The organism is Pseudomonas sp. WS 5412 (genome assembly GCF_012985615.1).
Lineage (GTDB): Bacteria > Pseudomonadota > Gammaproteobacteria > Pseudomonadales > Pseudomonadaceae > Aquipseudomonas > Aquipseudomonas shahriarae.
Genome location: NZ_JAARMB010000009.1, coordinates 42,430 through 58,278, shown reverse-complemented (window position 1 = coordinate 58,278; position 15,849 = coordinate 42,430). Strand labels below are relative to the sequence as shown.

Here is a 15,849-nt window from a genome sequence, read left to right as displayed (position 1 = left end):
ATTATCACCCATTGGCGCACTACTTATACTGCTGTTTAGAACCCTGATGCGGATGTAGACGATGACCCAGCGCCTGTTTTTTACCCATGACCACCTGGTTGCCGATGTTGATGTGCTGGAGTGCACGCCGTTTGAGCAGCAGTTTGCGGTGGTGCTGCACTCCACCATTTTCCACCCCCAGGGTGGCGGCCAGCCTTTTGATACGGGGTGGCTGGGAGACAGCAACGTGTTGAAAGTGGTGCAGGAAGCCGAGCGCATCGTGCACTACGTGGACCAGCCCGTCGCACTCGGGCTCCAGCAAGCGCGGGTCGACGGCGAGCGCCGCGCCCTGCATACACGCCTGCATTCGGCAGGGCATCTGATTGGCAACGCCGGTGAGACCCTGGGCTGGATGCCGATCAAGGCCCACCACTGGCCAGGCGAAGGCAAGATCAGTTTTATCCGTGGGGAGTTCGCCCAGAACATGGAGGCCGATGCCCTGCAACAACAGGTCAACCAATGGATCGCCGCAGATTTACCGCGCCAAATGACGCTGCAAAGCGGCTCCCGGGAAGTAGGTTTTGGTGATCTGCCGCCCTACGCCTGCGGCGGCACTCACGTACAGGCCCTCGCCCAGGTCGGCCAGGTCACGATCCTCGGCCTGTCGGAGAAAAAGGGCACGTTGTCGGTGCGCTACAGCCTCGACTGACAGATTGATGGCAGGCGGCGTTTTATTATTGAGATAGGACATCACCGCGCAAGGGGCTCCCCTGGAGCTTGTGGGTGATGCTAGTGTGTGAAAATGTTTCCGACATAAAAATCGGAGACCTCCTACTCACCACCTGCAAAGGAATGCCCCCAGCAATGGACTTCTCCCTCAAGCACCTGGCCGCCGCCACCCTGATGGTCGCCAGCCTGTCCGCCGTTACCGCACCAGCGTTCGCCAATATCACCCCGCAACAGAGCGCGACCATCCTCAAGACGTTCAATGACGCCTCGATCAAGGACTTCCGCACCTTCCTCGGCAGCCTGGCCACAAGTGAACTGGGCAAAACCGCCGACTTGGGCCCGGCAATCAGTGCTTTTCTCGATAACAAGCGCCTGTCCGCCGAACAGCAAAACGAAATTCATCGCCTGCTGGGCCTCTACACCCGAGTGAAATACGGCACGGCGGCTACCGAGACCCTGCGCGAGCTGGTGGCCATACCGACCTTCCAGGTAGAAGGCGTAGCCCAGCACGACAACCCTGAATTCATCAAGATCGCCGACAAGATCAAAAGCCTGGCCCAGGCGTTCAACCTGAAGTTCCGCAATATCGACAACCGCGTCTACGAAATATCCCTGGAAGGTGCCGGCGACGAAGTTGTGGGCATCCACGCCCACGCCGACGTGGTGCCGGTGACCCCGGAAAACTGGGTACTGGCCGATGGCACCCGCCTCGACCCGTTCAAGGTCACGCTGATTGGCGACCGCATGTACGGCCGCGGCACCGAGGATGACAAGAACGGCATCGTGGTGACGCTGTATGCGATGAAAGTGATCAAGGAAGAAAACCTGCCCCTGGCACGCAACTTCAAGCTGCTGGTGGACACCACCGAAGAAACCACCGGCGACGCCATTCCCTACTACTTCGAACACAACCCGACGCCCAACTACAACCTCGCGCTGGACGGCGGCTACCCGGTCGTCATCGCCGAAAAGGGTTATGGCACGGTCATGGCCACCTTTGCCAAGCGCAAAGCCGACGGCAAAGGCGCCGAAATCATTGCCATGACCGGCGGCCTGGCGACCAACCAGATTCCTTCGGCATCGGTGGCCACGTTGCGCAGCGACAGCCCAGCCGAACTGGCTGCCAGCCTGCAACAGGCCGGGAGTGAATTCGCCAAGGCCAATGGTGGCGATTTCACAGTAGATGCCAAGGTCGTCGACAAAGACGTCAAGCTGACCGTCACCGGGGTATCGGCGCACTCTTCCGAACCCGAATCGGGCATCAACCCGGTGGCGCGGATGCTGGTCTTTATCAACAGCCTGGACGGCAAGGTTGCGTTCAAACACAACGAGATTACTGACGCTGCCCGCTATGCCGCCGATAACTGGGGCCTGGATTACCTGGGTGGCAAATTGGGTGTGGGCTTTGCCGATACGTTCATGGGGCCACTGACCACCTCGCCGACCTTTGTCGGCATGGACGAAAAAGCCTTCAAGCTGGCGGTCAACCTGCGGGTGCCAAAAGGTAAATCCCCAGAAACGCTCAAGAAAGAGATCGCTGACAAGCTGAGCGCCTGGAGCCAAAAGACCCATATTGCGCCAGCCTTCGACTACTCGGTCGCCGCGCCGATGTACCGTAACCCCGAGGGTGAATGGGTCAAGGCGCTGCTGGCCGTGGCCACGGAAAACCTGGGCATGAAGCCTGAGTACGGGACTTCGGCTGGCGCAACCTCGGTGCATGACCTGCCCAATGGCGTGCAATTCGGCCTGGCCCGCCCCGAGGTCAAATACACCGGGCACACCGACAACGAGTTCAAGACCACCGAGCAGTTCCTGCTGGACCTGCAGATCGTGACGGAAATGATGGGCCGTATCGGGCAGTTGCCGAAACTCTGACCCAGCACCTGGACCCGCTTGTGCGGCGGGTCCATTTGCGCAGGCTTGAATTGCAGACAAACAAAAACGCCGCTCATCACTGAGCGGCGTTTTTGTTGAATATGGAGCGGGAAACGAGACTCGAACTCGCGACCCCGACCTTGGCAAGGTCGTGCTCTACCAACTGAGCTATTCCCGCAAATGGCGTCCCCTAGGGGACTCGAACCCCTGTTACCGCCGTGAAAGGGCGGTGTCCTAGGCCACTAGACGAAGGGGACACGCTAACTGAAACACATGGTGTGTGTTCCAGTGCCCAGAGGCCTTGTCCGAAGACTTGGTCCTGGTTTCACTCAGTGCCGCCCGAAAGCCACACTGTTTAAAAATGGAGCGGGAAACGAGACTCGAACTCGCGACCCCGACCTTGGCAAGGTCGTGCTCTACCAACTGAGCTATTCCCGCAATGGCGTCCCCTAGGGGACTCGAACCCCTGTTACCGCCGTGAAAGGGCGGTGTCCTAGGCCACTAGACGAAGGGGACACACGTACAACATTCACTCCCTACCGCGTTTCGCTGTGTGCTTTACGCTGTAAGTGGCGCGCATTCTATGGATGGATTGAAAGGTCGTCAACCCCCAAGGATAAATTTATTTAAATCAATGACTTCGCCCCGCTTTACCGCCACTGTCGGAGTTTCTCGCCGTCCAGGCTTTGGCGCCTATATTCTGGCGCCCGACAAGACGTTATAGTCCTGACCCGCGAATGGTGGCAATGTGCATCTATTCAGAGTTACCTACATATACAGATGAAAGCACTGACTCATCTCGTCGAAGAGTCCTATCCGCCGCAAGCGCCAATCACTACACTTCAACGCACATCCTACAAAGAGGTCACACCGGTGACACCACTCATGATCACCCTGCTGGTAATAGCCGGGATCGTAATACTGATCGCCATTGGCTACATGAACCACGTGGTGGAAAACAACAAACTGGAAAAAGCCCGGGCCCAGATTGAGCTCAATGATCGGCTGCGCCGCTGTGGCGAGATCACCGAGACGTTCCCCGGCCAACTGATGACGCCGCAGCTCAAACTGCTGCTGACCCGCCTGGAACTGAACGTCAACCAACGCATGCTCCACCTCAACAAATCCAGCAGCACCATCAAGGCCCGTATTGCCGAGTTGGAAGCACTGGTGGGCCAGGGCGAGTCGATCCCGGTGAACAACCCTCCAGGGCCGATCCAGACCGAGGCCAAGGCCAAGGATGTACGCTTCCTGCTCGAAGCCCTGCACGGCCAGGTCACCCGCGCCGCCCAGGACGGCTTTTTGCCCACCAACGAGGCCAAGCACTGGATCCGCGAAATCCGTCACCTGCTGGTGCTGCTGCACATCGAGTTCTTCAACAATCTTGGCCAACACGCGCTGCAACAGGCGCAGCCCGGCCAGGCGCGCCTGGCGTTCGAGCGCGGCGTGCAATACCTGCGCAAGCAGCCTGAACCGGCCACCTACAGCCAGCACCTGCAACTGCTGGAAAAACAATTGGCGCGTGCCAACTCCATGGTGCTGACCAACAGCCAGCAAACCGCCGAAGAGACCAATGAGCTGACCGCAGGCTTGAAAGCCGATGACGCTGATGCCGAGTGGAAAAAGAAAGTCATCTACGACTGATCCTCTCCTGCCTTGATTCGCCGGGTGCATGCTTTGCACCCGGAGCCATCATCCTGCCTCTACCCCTCGCTGCAATAACTCGCGTACAAAAGTGCACTTCATTCCGTAAACGAAAGAGGCCTTCATGCCAAGTGTCATCATTGATGGTCAGCCCCTGCACTACGTGGACCAGGGCGCGGGCCCTGCTGTCCTGCTCGGCCAGAGCTACCTGTGGGACCAGCACATGTGGGCACCGCAGATCGCCGCCCTGTCGCAACAGTACCGAGTGATCGTGCCAGAGCTGTGGGGTCACGGTGAGTCTGGCCCGCTACCGGCACAGACCCGCACCCTGGACGACCTGGCACGCCAGGCCCTGGCCTTGCTGGACCATCTGGAGATTGCCCAGGTCAACCTGGTGGGTTTATCCGTCGGCGGCATGTGGGCTGCGCCGCTGGCGTTGCTGGCGCCCGAGCGGGTCAACAGCCTGGTATTGATGGATACCTATCTGGGCGCAGAGCCTGAGGCCACCCGCGAACAGTATTTCGCACTGCTCGGCGCAATCGAGGCCGCGGGTGCTATTCCAGATGCCCTGCTGGATATCATCGTGCCGATCTTCTTCCGCCCCGGCATCGACCACGACTCTGCGCTGTATCAGGACTTCCGCCAGTCCCTGCGCGACTTCCCCAAGGATCGCCTGCTGCAAAGCATCGTGCCCCTGGGTCGCCTGATTTTCGGTCGTGGGGATGCGCTGGAAGGCTTATCCCGCCTGAATGCTGATACGACTCTGGTGATGTGTGGCAACGAGGACCAGCCGCGCCCACCCGCAGAAGCGCAGGAAATGGCCGATCTGATCGGCTGCGATCTGGTATTGATCCCGGACGCAGGGCATATCTCCAGCCGGGAAAATCCTGATTTCGTCAATGAGGCACTGCTGACCTTTTTGGCCAATCACGCCTGATCACACCTTGAGTATCTTCAACGTAGATGAGATGCCGAGGCACGCAGCTACACTCCCCCCTGTGGGAGCGGGCTCGCCCGCGATGGCGCCCGTGAGTACACCTCAGGGTGTCAGCTCCCCCAGGGAACTCGTTCCGGCCCTGAATATGATCACAGCCGGAAATGCCCCACCATCCCCTTGAGTTCCGCCCCCAGTTGCGCCAACTCGATACTCGATGCCGCATTACCCTGCATGCTCAGCGCCGATTGATCGGCGCTGGCGCGGATACTGGTGACGCTGCGGTTGATTTCTTCGGCCACCGAGCTCTGCTGCTCGGCCGCGGCCGCGATCTGCTGGTTCATCTGCTGGATCAGCGACACCGCCGCGGCAATGCTGCCCAACGCACTTTCGGTTTCCAGGGCATCGCTGACAGCCAGCTTCACCAGCTCGCCGCTGTGCTGGATATCCCGCACTGAAGACTGCGCCGCGCTGCGCAAGGTGCTGACCAGACGTTCGATTTCCTCCGTCGATTGCTGGGTGCGCCTGGCCAGGGCGCGCACCTCATCGGCGACCACCGCAAAGCCGCGCCCTTGCTCCCCGGCGCGTGCCGCCTCGATGGCGGCGTTGAGCGCCAGCAGGTTGGTCTGCTCGGCAACACTTTTGATCACCTCCAACACGCTGCCGATATTCTGGATTTCGGCGCTCAGGCTTTCGATGCTGGTGCTGGCAGAGGTCGCCGAACTGGCCAGCAGCTCGATGCGCTGCAGGCTCTGGCGTACCACCTGCTGGCCAGTGTCGACCTTGTCGTCGGCGGTCTGCGCCGCTTGTGCGGCCTGCTCGGCATTGCGTGCCACATCGTGCACCGTGGCGGCCATCTGGTTCATGGCGGTGGCGACTTGCTCGGTTTCTTCTTTCTGGCTACTGACTTCGAGATTGGTCTGCTCGGCCCCCCTGGACAATGACTGGGCCGAGCTGGCCAATTGTTCAATCCCCGCCTGCAGCCCGCTGACCATATTGCTCAGGCCCCCGCCCATCTGCTGCATCGCCTGCATCAACTGGCCCATCTCGTCCTGTCGGCTCACCTCCATGCGCCCGCTGAGATCCCCGGCCGCAATCTGCCGGGCCACGGCAATCACGCTGCGCAGCGGCATCACGATCAGCCGGGTAATCAGCCACGCGGCAATCACCCCGACCAATAAGGCCAGGGCCGATGACACAATGATCAGCAAGCTGCTCTTGGCCAACTGCGCCTGCATCGACTGGTCCTGCGCGGCATAGGCCTGGTTGACCTGCGCCACCACTTGCGCGGCCCGCTCATGCAACTGTTGGTAGACGATTTTTTCCTGGGCCAGCAGGCCGGTGTATTCGGTGAGTTTTTCGCTGAAGGCTCCGATATGCCCGACCACTTCATTGAGCACGGTCTGATAGCCAGGATCCTTGACCAGGGCCTGCAGTTGCCCGGCCTGGGCCAGGGCCTGATCGGCCTGCTCGATGTGGCCTTGCCCGGCACTGTCCGCGTCGCCCTTGCGGCTCTGATCCAGGCGCACATGGGCTTCGTTCATGGCCTGCAACATCAAGCGCGAAACCTGCCCCACCTGCCCGGCCTGCTCGATAAACTCGGCGCCCTCTTTGCCTTGGCTTTCCTTGAGGTTATAGGCCCCATCGTCGGCCAGGCCGGCCTGCAATACATCGAGGTTGTTGGCGACACTGGACACCGACCAACTGGCCATTTCCAGCGCCAGGTCCTTGGCCTGGGTCAGCTCGACAAATTCGTCAAATGCCTTGCGATAGGCGCCCAGCGCCTGCTCGACCTCGCTCATGTTGAGCGCCTGGGCTTCGGCCACCAGGCTATCCACCCGTTGGTGCAGGACCTCGACCGAGTCGGCATCGCTGCGCAATGCATACTCCTGCTCAATCAAACGCACATTCAGCAGCCCCTCATTGAGCGAAGACATGCCCTTGAGCCCCACAAAACGCTGACCAACGGTTTGCAGGGACCACACGCCAATCGCCGCCACCAGGGCCGTCAACAGCAGTACCAGGGCAAACCCCAGCCCCAGCTTCCTGGCCAGCCCAAGGTTGGCAAATCGTCGTTGCACGGCCGAAATCATTGCGCAAAGTCCTCTTGGGGTGGCGAACGCCAGCAAGTCCAGTATTCGTACAACGAGATTCGCAATCCCGGGCCCTGCAACACAAGACGTTGGCGCCACAATAATGGCAAAAAGCTACACCTCCGTCGTTTTCAGAATGGTGGAAGTCGATCCTGTGGGGCCCATGGCCTTGAACAATGCCAGGGCCCGATGATCGCAGGCATAGGCCACATTGATCCGCAGCCAGTCAGCGTGCTCGCCGGTCGGGCTGAACAACTCGCCAGAAGACAGCAAGACCCCAAGCTGCCGGGCCCTTGCGTGCACCCTTGAGCCATCCCCTGAACCCGGGCGCGCCCACACAAACATGCCACCTGCGGGCACCGCAAAGACCTCCCACTCTTCATCCTCCAGCACCTGCAAGGTCTTCGCCATCTCCGCGCTCAGCCGTCGGCGCAGGCGCTGTACCCATTTGCGGTAGGTGCCGTTGGTCAGGAGACTGGCCACCATCGCTTCGGCAAAGCGTGAGGTGCCCATACCGGTCAAGGTCTTGAGCTTGAGCAATTGGCTGATGAGGGCCGTGCTGGCGGTGAGATAGCCAACCCGCAGGGCGCTGCTCAGGGTCTTGGAAAAGCTCGAGACATAGATCACCCGATCATCATGGGCCAACGCCGCCAGACGGGTACAGGAAGCATGTTGCAGGTCGCCGTAGACATCCTCCTCGACAATCAGGAAGTCCCGAGTGTGGGCCAGGTGCAACAGACGCTCGGCGACCACCCGCGACAGGCTGGTGCCCGTCGGGTTGTGGTAGAGGCTGTTGATGAACAGGCACTTGGGGCGGTGGCGGGCCAGCAGCGTTTCCAGGGCCTGGATATCCGGGCCGCTGCGGGTTCTGGGCACCTCCAGCAACATGACACCGTGGAAAGCCAACTGACGATACAGGTTGCCGTAGCCAGGGCTCTCGACCACCACCGTGTCGCCGGCCTTGAGCAAGGTGCGGATCAGCAGGTCCTGGGCATGGCTCGCGCCGTGGGTGGTGAGGATCTGCTCGGCAGTGCTGGCCACCTGGATCTGTGTCAGGCGCTTGTGCAATTGCTCACGTAGCGCTGGCAACCCCAGGGGCGTGCTGTAATTGAAAACCCCAGCGGTATCGGTACGGCTGATTTCGCGAATCGCATAGCTGATGTCATCACTTTCACGCCAGGAGTCCGGCAGCCAGCCGCACCCCAGCTTCAATTCTCCCAACTGGTTATCGGTAAAGGCCCCCCACCTGCGTTCTGCCCCCTCATACCACTGGCACTCCGCCAATGGGCTGCTGGCCACCGGTTGCTCGGCGATAACAAACCCCGAACCGGCCCTTGAGGCCAAGACCCCTTCGGCCACCATGCGCTCCAGCGCCTCGATCACACTGGATTGACTGAGCAGGTTGTCCTGGGCCAGTTGCCGGATGGAAGGCAAGCGCGTTCCGGGGCTGACCCCGCTCTCCCGAATCCATGCGGCAATGGCGCTGACAATTTGCTGAACCACCGGTACAAGGGCTTGTCGATTGATCCCTAAATCCATGAGCCACCCCCCTTCAACTGTTTGGCATTTAACTCAAAACAGTTAAGCACAGAAGGCCAGGATCACCCTGCTCATAAATTTATTAAATCATTGATTTTATTGGGTTATTTACCTATTGAAACACAATAGCCCAGGGCATCTTGCCACCTGCGGAAACGCCCCACAGCACTGGAAATCACTTTCTCAGTGGTGCACGGCGACCCGTCCTAAATAGCCGTCGCACCGCCATCCACGGCCAATGCCTGGCCAGTGGTGAACGCGGCGCCATCGCTGCACAGATACAGCACCGCGCTGGCGATTTCCCCGACCGTGCCAATGCGCCCGACCGGGTGCATGGCGGCGGCAAACTCGGCCTTGCGCGGGTCGGCTTCATAGGCACGACGGAACATGTCGGTGTCGATCACCGCCGGGCACACGGCGTTGACGCGGATTTTCTTTTTCGCGTACTCGATGGCTGCCGACTTGGTCAGGCCAATCACCGCATGCTTGGACGCCGCATAAATACTCATCTTCGGCGCAGCCCCCAACCCCGCCACCGATGCGGTATTGACGATCGCCCCACCGCCCTGGGCCAGCAGCAACGGCAGCTGATACTTCATGCACAACCACACGCCCTTGACGTTGACCCCCATGATGGCGTCGAACTCATCCAGGGTGCCATCGGCCAACTTGCCCTGTTCAATCTCGATGCCGGCATTGTTGAACGCATAGTCCAGGCGACCATAGCTGTTCAGCACTTGCTGCATCAGTTGCTGCACATCTGCCTCCAGGGTGACGTTGCAGCGCACGAACAACGCCTCGCCGCCCGCCTCGCGGATCAACGCGACGGTGCCCTCGCCGCCCGCCACATCCAGGTCGGCGACCACGACCTTCAGGCCTTCGTTGGCGAATGCCAGCGCCGTGGCGCGGCCGATACCGTTGGCAGCGCCGGTGACCAGGGCGACCTGGCCGGAAAACGTCATGCTCATTGCTTATATCCTTGGATGAATGCCCGTGGGCCCAGCATAGCCAGGGCCAGGCGCCACGCGTCAGCACTATCAGAGGGCCGGTTGAGCGCCCATGCACGGCAGTGATAAGCCTGCCGGGCCCACTATCAACCCAGCCTATCGCCGGGCATTCGCAGGTATCGGCCGACCTTGCTCCTGGCGCCTGGAAGGTCTATCACTTGAGGTCCATTTATCCAGAGTCCTTGCCATGACTGCCCAGACCAACCGCCAATTCCTGCTTGCCAAACGCCCGGTCGGTGCGGCCACGCGGGACACCTTCACCTACCAGGAAGTGCCAGTGGGCAACCTGGCGGACGGCCAGGTGCTGGTGCGCAACGAATACCTGTCCCTCGACCCGGCCATGCGTGGCTGGATGAATGAAGGCAAGTCCTACATCCCGCCGGTCGCCATCGGCGAAGTAATGCGCGCCTTGGGCGTAGGCCAGGTCATCGCCTCGAACACACCGAAATTCGCGGTCGGGGACTACGTGAATGGCGCCCTGGGTGTACAGGATTACTTCCTCGGCGAGCCGCGCGGTTTCTATAAGGTCGATCCGAAACTGGCGCCGCTGCCGCGCTATCTGTCGGCGCTGGGCATGACCGGCATGACCGCCTACTTTGCCCTGCTCGACACCGGCGCGCCCAAGGCCGGCGATACCGTAGTGATTTCCGGCGCCGCCGGGGCGGTGGGCAGCATTGCCGGGCAGATCGCCAAGATCAAAGGCTGCCGCGTGGTAGGGATTGCTGGCGGCGCCGACAAGTGCAAGTTTTTGCTGGAGGAACTGGGGTTCGACGCGGCCATCGACTACAAGCACGAAGACGTGCCGGCGGCCCTCAAGCGCGAATGCCCAAAAGGCGTGGACGTGTATTTCGATAACGTCGGCGGCGATATCCTCGACGCCGTGCTCAGCCGCCTCGCGTTGAAGGCGCGGGTGGTGATCTGCGGGGCCATCAGCCAGTACAACAACAAGGAAGCCGTGAAGGGACCGGCCAACTACTTGTCACTGCTGGTCAATCGGGCGCGTATGGAAGGGTTTGTGGTGATGGACCATGCGGCGAACTTTGCCGCCGCCGGGCAGGAAATGGCCGGCTGGATGGCGCAAGGCAAGCTCAAGAGCAAGGAAGATATTGTCGAGGGACTGGAGACGTTCCCTGAAACGCTGATGAAGCTGTTCAACGGCGAGAACTTTGGCAAGTTGGTGCTGAAGGTCAACTGACACCCCACAGCGCCCTTGTGGGATCGGGTGCCAAGCGGCACACCGTAAGCAACTGTGGGAGCTGGCTTGCCTGCGATAGCATCACCTCGGACTGACTGAAAAACCGAGGTGCCTGCATCGCTGGCAAGCCAGCTCCCACATTTTTAGCGCAAAGGCATCAGGCGATTTCGGCAACCACCGCCGCCAGGGCCTTGGCCGGATCGGCCGCCTGGCTGATCGGACGACCGATCACCAAGTAATCAGAACCCGCATCCAGCGCCTGGCGCGGCGTAAGAATCCGCCGCTGATCGTCCTGGGCGCTGCCCGCCGGACGAATCCCCGGGGTCACCAGTTGCAGCGTAGGATGGGCAGTCTTCAACGCCTGGGCCTCCAGCGCCGAACACACCAGGCCATCGAGGCCGGCTTTCTGCGCCAGGGCCGCCAGACGCAGTACTTGCTCCTGGGGCTCGATATCCAGGCCAATACCGGCCAGGTCCTCACGCTCCATGCTGGTCAGCACGGTCACACCGATCAGCAACGGCTTGGGACCGCTGCGCTGATCCAGCACCTCACGGCACGCGGCCATCATGCGCAGGCCGCCGGAACAGTGGACGTTGACCATCCACACGCCCATCTCGGCCGCGGCCTTGACCGCCATCGCGGTGGTGTTGGGGATATCGTGGAATTTCAGGTCGAGGAACACCTCAAAACCCTTGTCACGCAGGGTGCCGACGATTTCTGCGGCACAACTGGTGAACAGCTCCTTGCCGACCTTGACCCGGCAGAGCTTGGGGTCCAACTGGTCAGCCAGCTTCAGTGCGGCGTCACGGGTGGGGTAATCCAGGGCGACGATGATAGGAGTCTGGCAGACGGACATTGGAATGGGCTCTCAGGCAAGTCGAAATCGGCGCGGATTGTAGCGCAAGCAGCAGCTTTGCGGGATCCGATGATCGGTAAATCCTCGGCAAGCGCCTATTTTTCTGGGAGAACCGACTAATATTTCAAAGCAGATACATTCACGACACGCCTGCAACATGCCCCGACAGTAGCCTCGCCCGCAGGTGACGGCAAAAACGTGACTACCCTGGACCTAGCCATTGCCGGCTCCTACAAAGGATCAGCTCACCTTGTCCTCGCGACGAACCTGCGCCTGAGTCGCGCTCCAATCCGTCAACAGGCTATACGCCACCGCCAACAAGGTCGGCCCGATAAACAAGCCGATAAAGCCAAACGCGATCAAGCCACCAAATACCCCCAGCAACACAATCACCAGTGGCAGGTTACCGCCGCGGCTGATCAGGTAGGGCTTGAGCACGTTGTCTACGCCACTGATGATGAATGTGCCCCAGACGCCGAGGAACACCGCGTAGGTGTAATCGCCCTTCCATACCAACCAGGCCGTGGCCGGGATCCAGACCAGGGGCGGGCCCATGGGGATCAGGCTGAGCAGGAAGGTGACGATGCCCAGCACCAGTGCCCCGGGCACGCCGGCAATCAGGAAGCCGATCAGTGCCAGCAATGCCTGGGCGGCGGCGGTGCCGATCACGCCGTTGACCACCCGTTGCACCGTGCCGGCCACCAGGTCGATGTAGTAGCCGGCGCGATCACCGATCAAACGCTCCAGCAGGCGGTGGACGAACATCGCCAGGCGTGGCCCGTCGCGGTAGAAAAAGAATACAAACACCAGGCTGAGGGTCAGTTCGAGGATGCCGCCGCCGATCTGCGCGCTGCGGGCCAGCAGCCAGTTGCCGACCTGTCCCAGGTAGGGCTTGATCGTGACCATCAGGGCCGCGCCCTGCTGGTCGATGCTGTCCCACATGCCCACCAGCCGCTCTCCCACAAACGGGATCGAGCCCAGCCAGGTGGGTGCTTCGGGCAGGCCGTCGACCTGGACGTCCTTGATCAGCGCCACGGCATCGCGCACATGGTCGGCCAGGTTGAAGCCCAGCCACACCAGTGGCACTGCCACCAGCAACATCCAGCCCAAGGTCAGAATCCCCGCTGCCAGGGACTCACGGCCGCCCAGGGCGCGGGTCAACAGGCGCATCAGCGGCCAACTGGCAAACGCCAGCACCGCGCCCCAGAACAGCGCCGACCAGAACGGTGCCATCACCCAGAAACTGGCACCAAACAGCACCAGGAGCAGGATCTGCACCAGCAGGCGATCATTGTTGAGCATGTGCTTTCTCGAAAAGAAGTCTGTTGAGGGAGAGCTTAGGCGAACGGCGCGGGTCCGTTCGCCCTGGAACGATCAGCGGATCACTTGCAGATGCAGGCCCTGGGTCTCGCCAGTAGCGGTTTCCAGGCGCGCCGCACGCACGCCCTTGTCGATCAGGCCCTGGCGCCAGGCTTCAGCGTTGGGTCCGCTCAAACTGACCCGCAAGGTGGTGTCGAGGTTCAATCCACGGGAAATCAGGGTCAACCATGTTGCGTCGGGCTCAGCCCCCAGCAAAGGGAAATCCAGGTCGCCGGTGCTTTTCAGTTCGCGCAGCAGTGTGGCAGAGGTCGGCAGCAATTGCCCCAATGGCGCGCTGGCGTCCATTTGCTCCACATGCAGGTAAGCCCGGCGATTGCCGCGGGTGATGCCGTACAGCGCCACCAGAGAGTTGTCCTGAGGGGCGGCCAGGCGCAGCAAGAGGAATTCCTGCTGGCCATCGGCGCCGACCAGCTTGGCATTGCCCAACACTTCATTGGCCCAGAGGCTGCTTTCGCCACAATCGCGGGCCTGGCACCAGAACAACAACTGCGCGCCCTGTTCTTGCAACGCCTCGCGCGTGGCTTTGAAGGCCGTGCTGGAGCTGTGCTCGGCAGGCAGTTCATAGGTGATGGCGGTTACTTGGCCGCGGGCCGTGGCCTGACCGTCGTAGCGCAACTGGCCGCTGATCTTGCGGATCGCGCCCATGGGGTAGATGCGTTCTTTTTCTTCGGCGGGACGGTAGTCGACAATCTGCGCATCCACCTGACGGGCCACGCTGGGCAGATCCTGGCTTCCCGGTAGATCAGCAGCGAAGACCAACGGGCTGATGCAGCACAGCCCAAGCACACGGATAATTCCCTTGGCACTACTCATCGGATCGGTGCGCCTGGGCCGGTGAATGCCTTCGCGGTATTCGGATTGTTCATGGTTGACTCCCTTTCAATCCGCCCAGCCTCGACAGTTGCCCCCGCCAAGTCAAGGCGCGGTGAAGAACCGATTGAAACAGTCTGCAACAAGAACCGCTCCCGACTCGTCATTCAGGTGCAAATGATGGCCACCTGCAAGGGTGGTGACAGTGAACGGCACCTGCGCAAGCAGCTCGGGATGTTTGGCCAGCATGCCTTCTTGCGCGACCACCAACTGTGCAGGGCACGCCACTCGACGCACAAAGGCCATGGCCTGTTCTTCCGTCAGGCGTATTGGCGAGGCCAGGGTCAGGCGGCTGTCACTGCGCCAGGTGTAGCCGCCCGGCACTGGCATCAAGCCGCGCTGGGCCAGGAGTTCCGCGGCTTCACGGCTGACGGCCACCACGCCTTTCATTCGCGCTTCCACCGCCCGGTCGAGGGTGCCGTACACCGGTTTGCGTTTGTCCTGCAGGTTGATTTGCGCCTGCAGGGCCATGCCCAGGCGCTCGGCGGGGTCCTCGCCGGTGGCGGTCGGCGGGATCACGCCGTCGATCAATGCCAAGTGCGTCACGCGCTCCGGCATGGCCCCGGCCAGCACCGTGGAAACGACTGCCCCCAGGGAGTGGCCAAGTAATGCAAAACGTTTCCAGCCCAGCTGTTCGGCCACTTGCAGCACATCAAACACGTAATCCCACAAGGCGTACCCTGCCCCAGCCGGGCGGTGGGCCGAGTGGCCGTGGCCGGCCATGTCCAGGGCGACAATGCGCAAACCCTGCAGCTTGGGCGCCAGGCGCGCAAAGCTGTTGGCGTTGTCCAGCCAGCCATGCAGGGCGATCACCGGCAGGCCGTCTTCCGGGCCGAACAGATGGGCCGCCAGCTCAATGTGCGGCAGGCTCAGGCGCACCTCTTCGACAGGCGTGGTCATGCGCAACTGCGCTCGCGGGCTTCCCAACGGGTAAACAGGTTCTTGATCAGGGTCGCCGTGTCCTGCGGCCGCTCAAGGGGAAACATGTGGCCGCCGGGCATGGTCAGCATCTCGCCCATGGGCAGGCGTGCGACGCCGCTGGCGTGATGGCGCATCACCACCCGGCTCTGCCGGCCGCGTACTACGGCCAGTGGCACTTTCAATTGGCGGGTCTGGCCGGGGCTGGTGTGTGGCACGCCCCGATAAATGCTGATTTCCGTGGCCGGGTCGAACCGCAGGCGCAGGCGATCGCCGACCTGGTGCAGACCATGTTGCAGGTAGGCCTCCAGGCAGTCCGGGTCAAACCCGCGAAACAGTGTCTTGCCGGAAAAATACTGACGCGCGGCGTCCAGGTCGCTGAACTCTTCGCGCCGGCCCAGGGTGCGGCCAGCCGGGGTCAGGCGGTCGATCAGGCCAAAACGCTTGGCCGCGCGGATCACCCAGCGGTCGGCCAGGGTCAGCACCGGCGAGTCGAGCATCACCACCCCGCGATACAACTGCGGGCAACGCAGGGCCGCGTGCAAATGCAGCACCCCGCCCAATGAGTGGCCGACGCCCCACACCGGCTCCGGCTGCTGCTCCAGGTGGTGGATCAGTTCGTCCACCAGGTTCTGCCAATTGTCATCCACCGGAAACCGCGGGTCGTGGCCGTGCTGCGACAGGTGCGCCACCGCGTACTCCGGGGCCAGGGCATCGAACAATTTGCCGTAGGTCGCCGAAGGAAAGCCATTGGCATGAGTGAAAAACACATGTTGCGACATAACCAACCCATCATCCAAAACAGAATTCGATTGTCCTCACGCCTGGCC

13 protein-coding genes and 4 tRNA genes are annotated in these 15,849 nt (G+C 61.5%); 5 read left to right on the top strand and 12 right to left on the bottom strand.

The features are described from left to right. Window positions 1–61: 61 nt before the first annotated feature. A complete protein-coding gene (locus HBR94_RS13805; RefSeq protein ID WP_057438890.1) occupies window positions 62–688 on the top strand; it encodes a hypothetical protein in 627 nt (208 codons plus the stop codon). A 155-nt stretch (window positions 689–843) separates the two neighbouring features. Beyond that, a complete protein-coding gene (locus HBR94_RS13800) occupies window positions 844–2,583 on the top strand; it encodes a dipeptidase (RefSeq protein ID WP_170044982.1) in 1,740 nt (579 codons plus the stop codon). 102 nt (window positions 2,584–2,685) lie between these two features. On the opposite strand, the gene HBR94_RS13795 is transcribed toward HBR94_RS13800, so the two are convergent. The 4 genes from HBR94_RS13795 to HBR94_RS13780 all read right to left on the bottom strand — a co-directional run bounded on the left by HBR94_RS13795 (window position 2,686) and on the right by HBR94_RS13780 (window position 3,099). Beyond that, window positions 2,686–2,761, bottom strand: a tRNA-Gly gene (locus tag HBR94_RS13795). A gap of 3 nt (window positions 2,762–2,764) precedes the next feature. Beyond that, window positions 2,765–2,840 (bottom strand) — tRNA-Glu (locus HBR94_RS13790). 105 nt (window positions 2,841–2,945) lie between these two features. Continuing rightward, a tRNA-Gly gene (locus HBR94_RS13785) sits at window positions 2,946–3,021 on the bottom strand. Between the two features lie 2 nt (window positions 3,022–3,023). Further along, window positions 3,024–3,099, bottom strand: a tRNA-Glu gene (locus HBR94_RS13780). A gap of 357 nt (window positions 3,100–3,456) precedes the next feature. On the opposite strand from HBR94_RS13780, the gene HBR94_RS13775 reads away from it, so the two are divergent. After that, window positions 3,457–4,227: a hypothetical protein gene (locus HBR94_RS13775; RefSeq protein WP_057438889.1), complete on the top strand. Its 771-nt coding sequence runs from the start codon at window positions 3,457–3,459 to the stop codon at window positions 4,225–4,227. 124 nt (window positions 4,228–4,351) lie between these two features. After that, window positions 4,352–5,164: an alpha/beta fold hydrolase gene (locus HBR94_RS13770; protein ID WP_057959005.1), complete on the top strand. Its 813-nt coding sequence runs from the start codon at window positions 4,352–4,354 to the stop codon at window positions 5,162–5,164. A gap of 149 nt (window positions 5,165–5,313) precedes the next feature. Here the strand turns inward: HBR94_RS13770 and HBR94_RS13765 are convergent, their stop codons facing one another. From HBR94_RS13765 to HBR94_RS13755, 3 genes are all read right to left on the bottom strand, one after another. Beyond that, entirely contained in the window at window positions 5,314–7,254 is a 1,941-nt protein-coding gene (locus tag HBR94_RS13765; protein WP_170044981.1) for a methyl-accepting chemotaxis protein, read from the bottom strand. Window positions 7,255–7,368: 114 nt separating this feature from the next. After that, a complete protein-coding gene (locus tag HBR94_RS13760) occupies window positions 7,369–8,793 on the bottom strand; it encodes a PLP-dependent aminotransferase family protein (RefSeq protein ID WP_170044980.1) in 1,425 nt (474 codons plus the stop codon). Between the two features lie 206 nt (window positions 8,794–8,999). Next, window positions 9,000–9,761: an SDR family oxidoreductase gene (locus HBR94_RS13755; protein ID WP_120732284.1), complete on the bottom strand. Its 762-nt coding sequence runs from the start codon at window positions 9,759–9,761 to the stop codon at window positions 9,000–9,002. 226 nt (window positions 9,762–9,987) lie between these two features. Between HBR94_RS13755 and HBR94_RS13750 the strand changes: the two genes are divergently transcribed. After that, a complete protein-coding gene (locus tag HBR94_RS13750) occupies window positions 9,988–10,995 on the top strand; it encodes an NADP-dependent oxidoreductase (protein WP_057438886.1) in 1,008 nt (335 codons plus the stop codon). 157 nt (window positions 10,996–11,152) lie between these two features. Here the strand turns inward: HBR94_RS13750 and pyrF are convergent, their stop codons facing one another. From pyrF to HBR94_RS13725, 5 genes are all read right to left on the bottom strand, one after another. After that, entirely contained in the window at window positions 11,153–11,851 is a 699-nt protein-coding gene (gene pyrF / locus HBR94_RS13745; protein WP_057438885.1) for an orotidine-5'-phosphate decarboxylase, read from the bottom strand. Between the two features lie 240 nt (window positions 11,852–12,091). Continuing rightward, window positions 12,092–13,153 carry an AI-2E family transporter gene (locus HBR94_RS13740; protein WP_057438884.1) on the bottom strand — a complete coding sequence of 354 codons (1,062 nt, stop codon included), beginning with the start codon at window positions 13,151–13,153 and terminating at the stop codon, window positions 12,092–12,094. A gap of 72 nt (window positions 13,154–13,225) precedes the next feature. Next, on the bottom strand, window positions 13,226–14,044 hold the full coding sequence (locus HBR94_RS13735) for a DUF4892 domain-containing protein (RefSeq protein ID WP_057438883.1): 819 nt from the start codon (window positions 14,042–14,044) through the stop codon (window positions 13,226–13,228). A 102-nt stretch (window positions 14,045–14,146) separates the two neighbouring features. After that, entirely contained in the window at window positions 14,147–15,001 is an 855-nt protein-coding gene (locus HBR94_RS13730) for an alpha/beta hydrolase (RefSeq protein ID WP_057438910.1), read from the bottom strand. Beyond that, window positions 14,998–15,801 (bottom strand): alpha/beta hydrolase, encoded by an 804-nt coding sequence (locus tag HBR94_RS13725; protein ID WP_057438882.1) that lies wholly within the window; start codon window positions 15,799–15,801, stop codon window positions 14,998–15,000. The genes HBR94_RS13730 and HBR94_RS13725 overlap by 4 nt, the downstream gene beginning before the upstream one ends. Between the last annotated feature and the right edge of the window lie 48 nt (window positions 15,802–15,849).

Bases quoted from the DNA above. Each gene is read 5' to 3' on its own strand.
- HBR94_RS13765 (WP_170044981.1), bottom strand. From the start codon at position 7,254: ATGATTTCGGCCGTGCAACGACGATTTGCCAACCTTGGGCTGGCCAGG.
- HBR94_RS13760 (WP_170044980.1), bottom strand. From the start codon at position 8,793: ATGGATTTAGGGATCAATCGACAAGCCCTTGTACCGGTGGTTCAGCAA.
- HBR94_RS13770 (WP_057959005.1), top strand. From the start codon at position 4,352: ATGCCAAGTGTCATCATTGATGGTCAGCCCCTGCACTACGTGGACCAG.
- HBR94_RS13800 (WP_170044982.1), top strand. From the start codon at position 844: ATGGACTTCTCCCTCAAGCACCTGGCCGCCGCCACCCTGATGGTCGCC.
- HBR94_RS13725 (WP_057438882.1), bottom strand. From the start codon at position 15,801: ATGTCGCAACATGTGTTTTTCACTCATGCCAATGGCTTTCCTTCGGCG.
- HBR94_RS13740 (WP_057438884.1), bottom strand. From the start codon at position 13,153: ATGCTCAACAATGATCGCCTGCTGGTGCAGATCCTGCTCCTGGTGCTG.
- HBR94_RS13750 (WP_057438886.1), top strand. From the start codon at position 9,988: ATGACTGCCCAGACCAACCGCCAATTCCTGCTTGCCAAACGCCCGGTC.
- HBR94_RS13735 (WP_057438883.1), bottom strand. From the start codon at position 14,044: ATGAGTAGTGCCAAGGGAATTATCCGTGTGCTTGGGCTGTGCTGCATC.
- HBR94_RS13755 (WP_120732284.1), bottom strand. From the start codon at position 9,761: ATGAGCATGACGTTTTCCGGCCAGGTCGCCCTGGTCACCGGCGCTGCC.
- pyrF (WP_057438885.1), bottom strand. From the start codon at position 11,851: ATGTCCGTCTGCCAGACTCCTATCATCGTCGCCCTGGATTACCCCACC.
- HBR94_RS13730 (WP_057438910.1), bottom strand. From the start codon at position 15,001: ATGACCACGCCTGTCGAAGAGGTGCGCCTGAGCCTGCCGCACATTGAG.
- HBR94_RS13805 (WP_057438890.1), top strand. From the start codon at position 62: ATGACCCAGCGCCTGTTTTTTACCCATGACCACCTGGTTGCCGATGTT.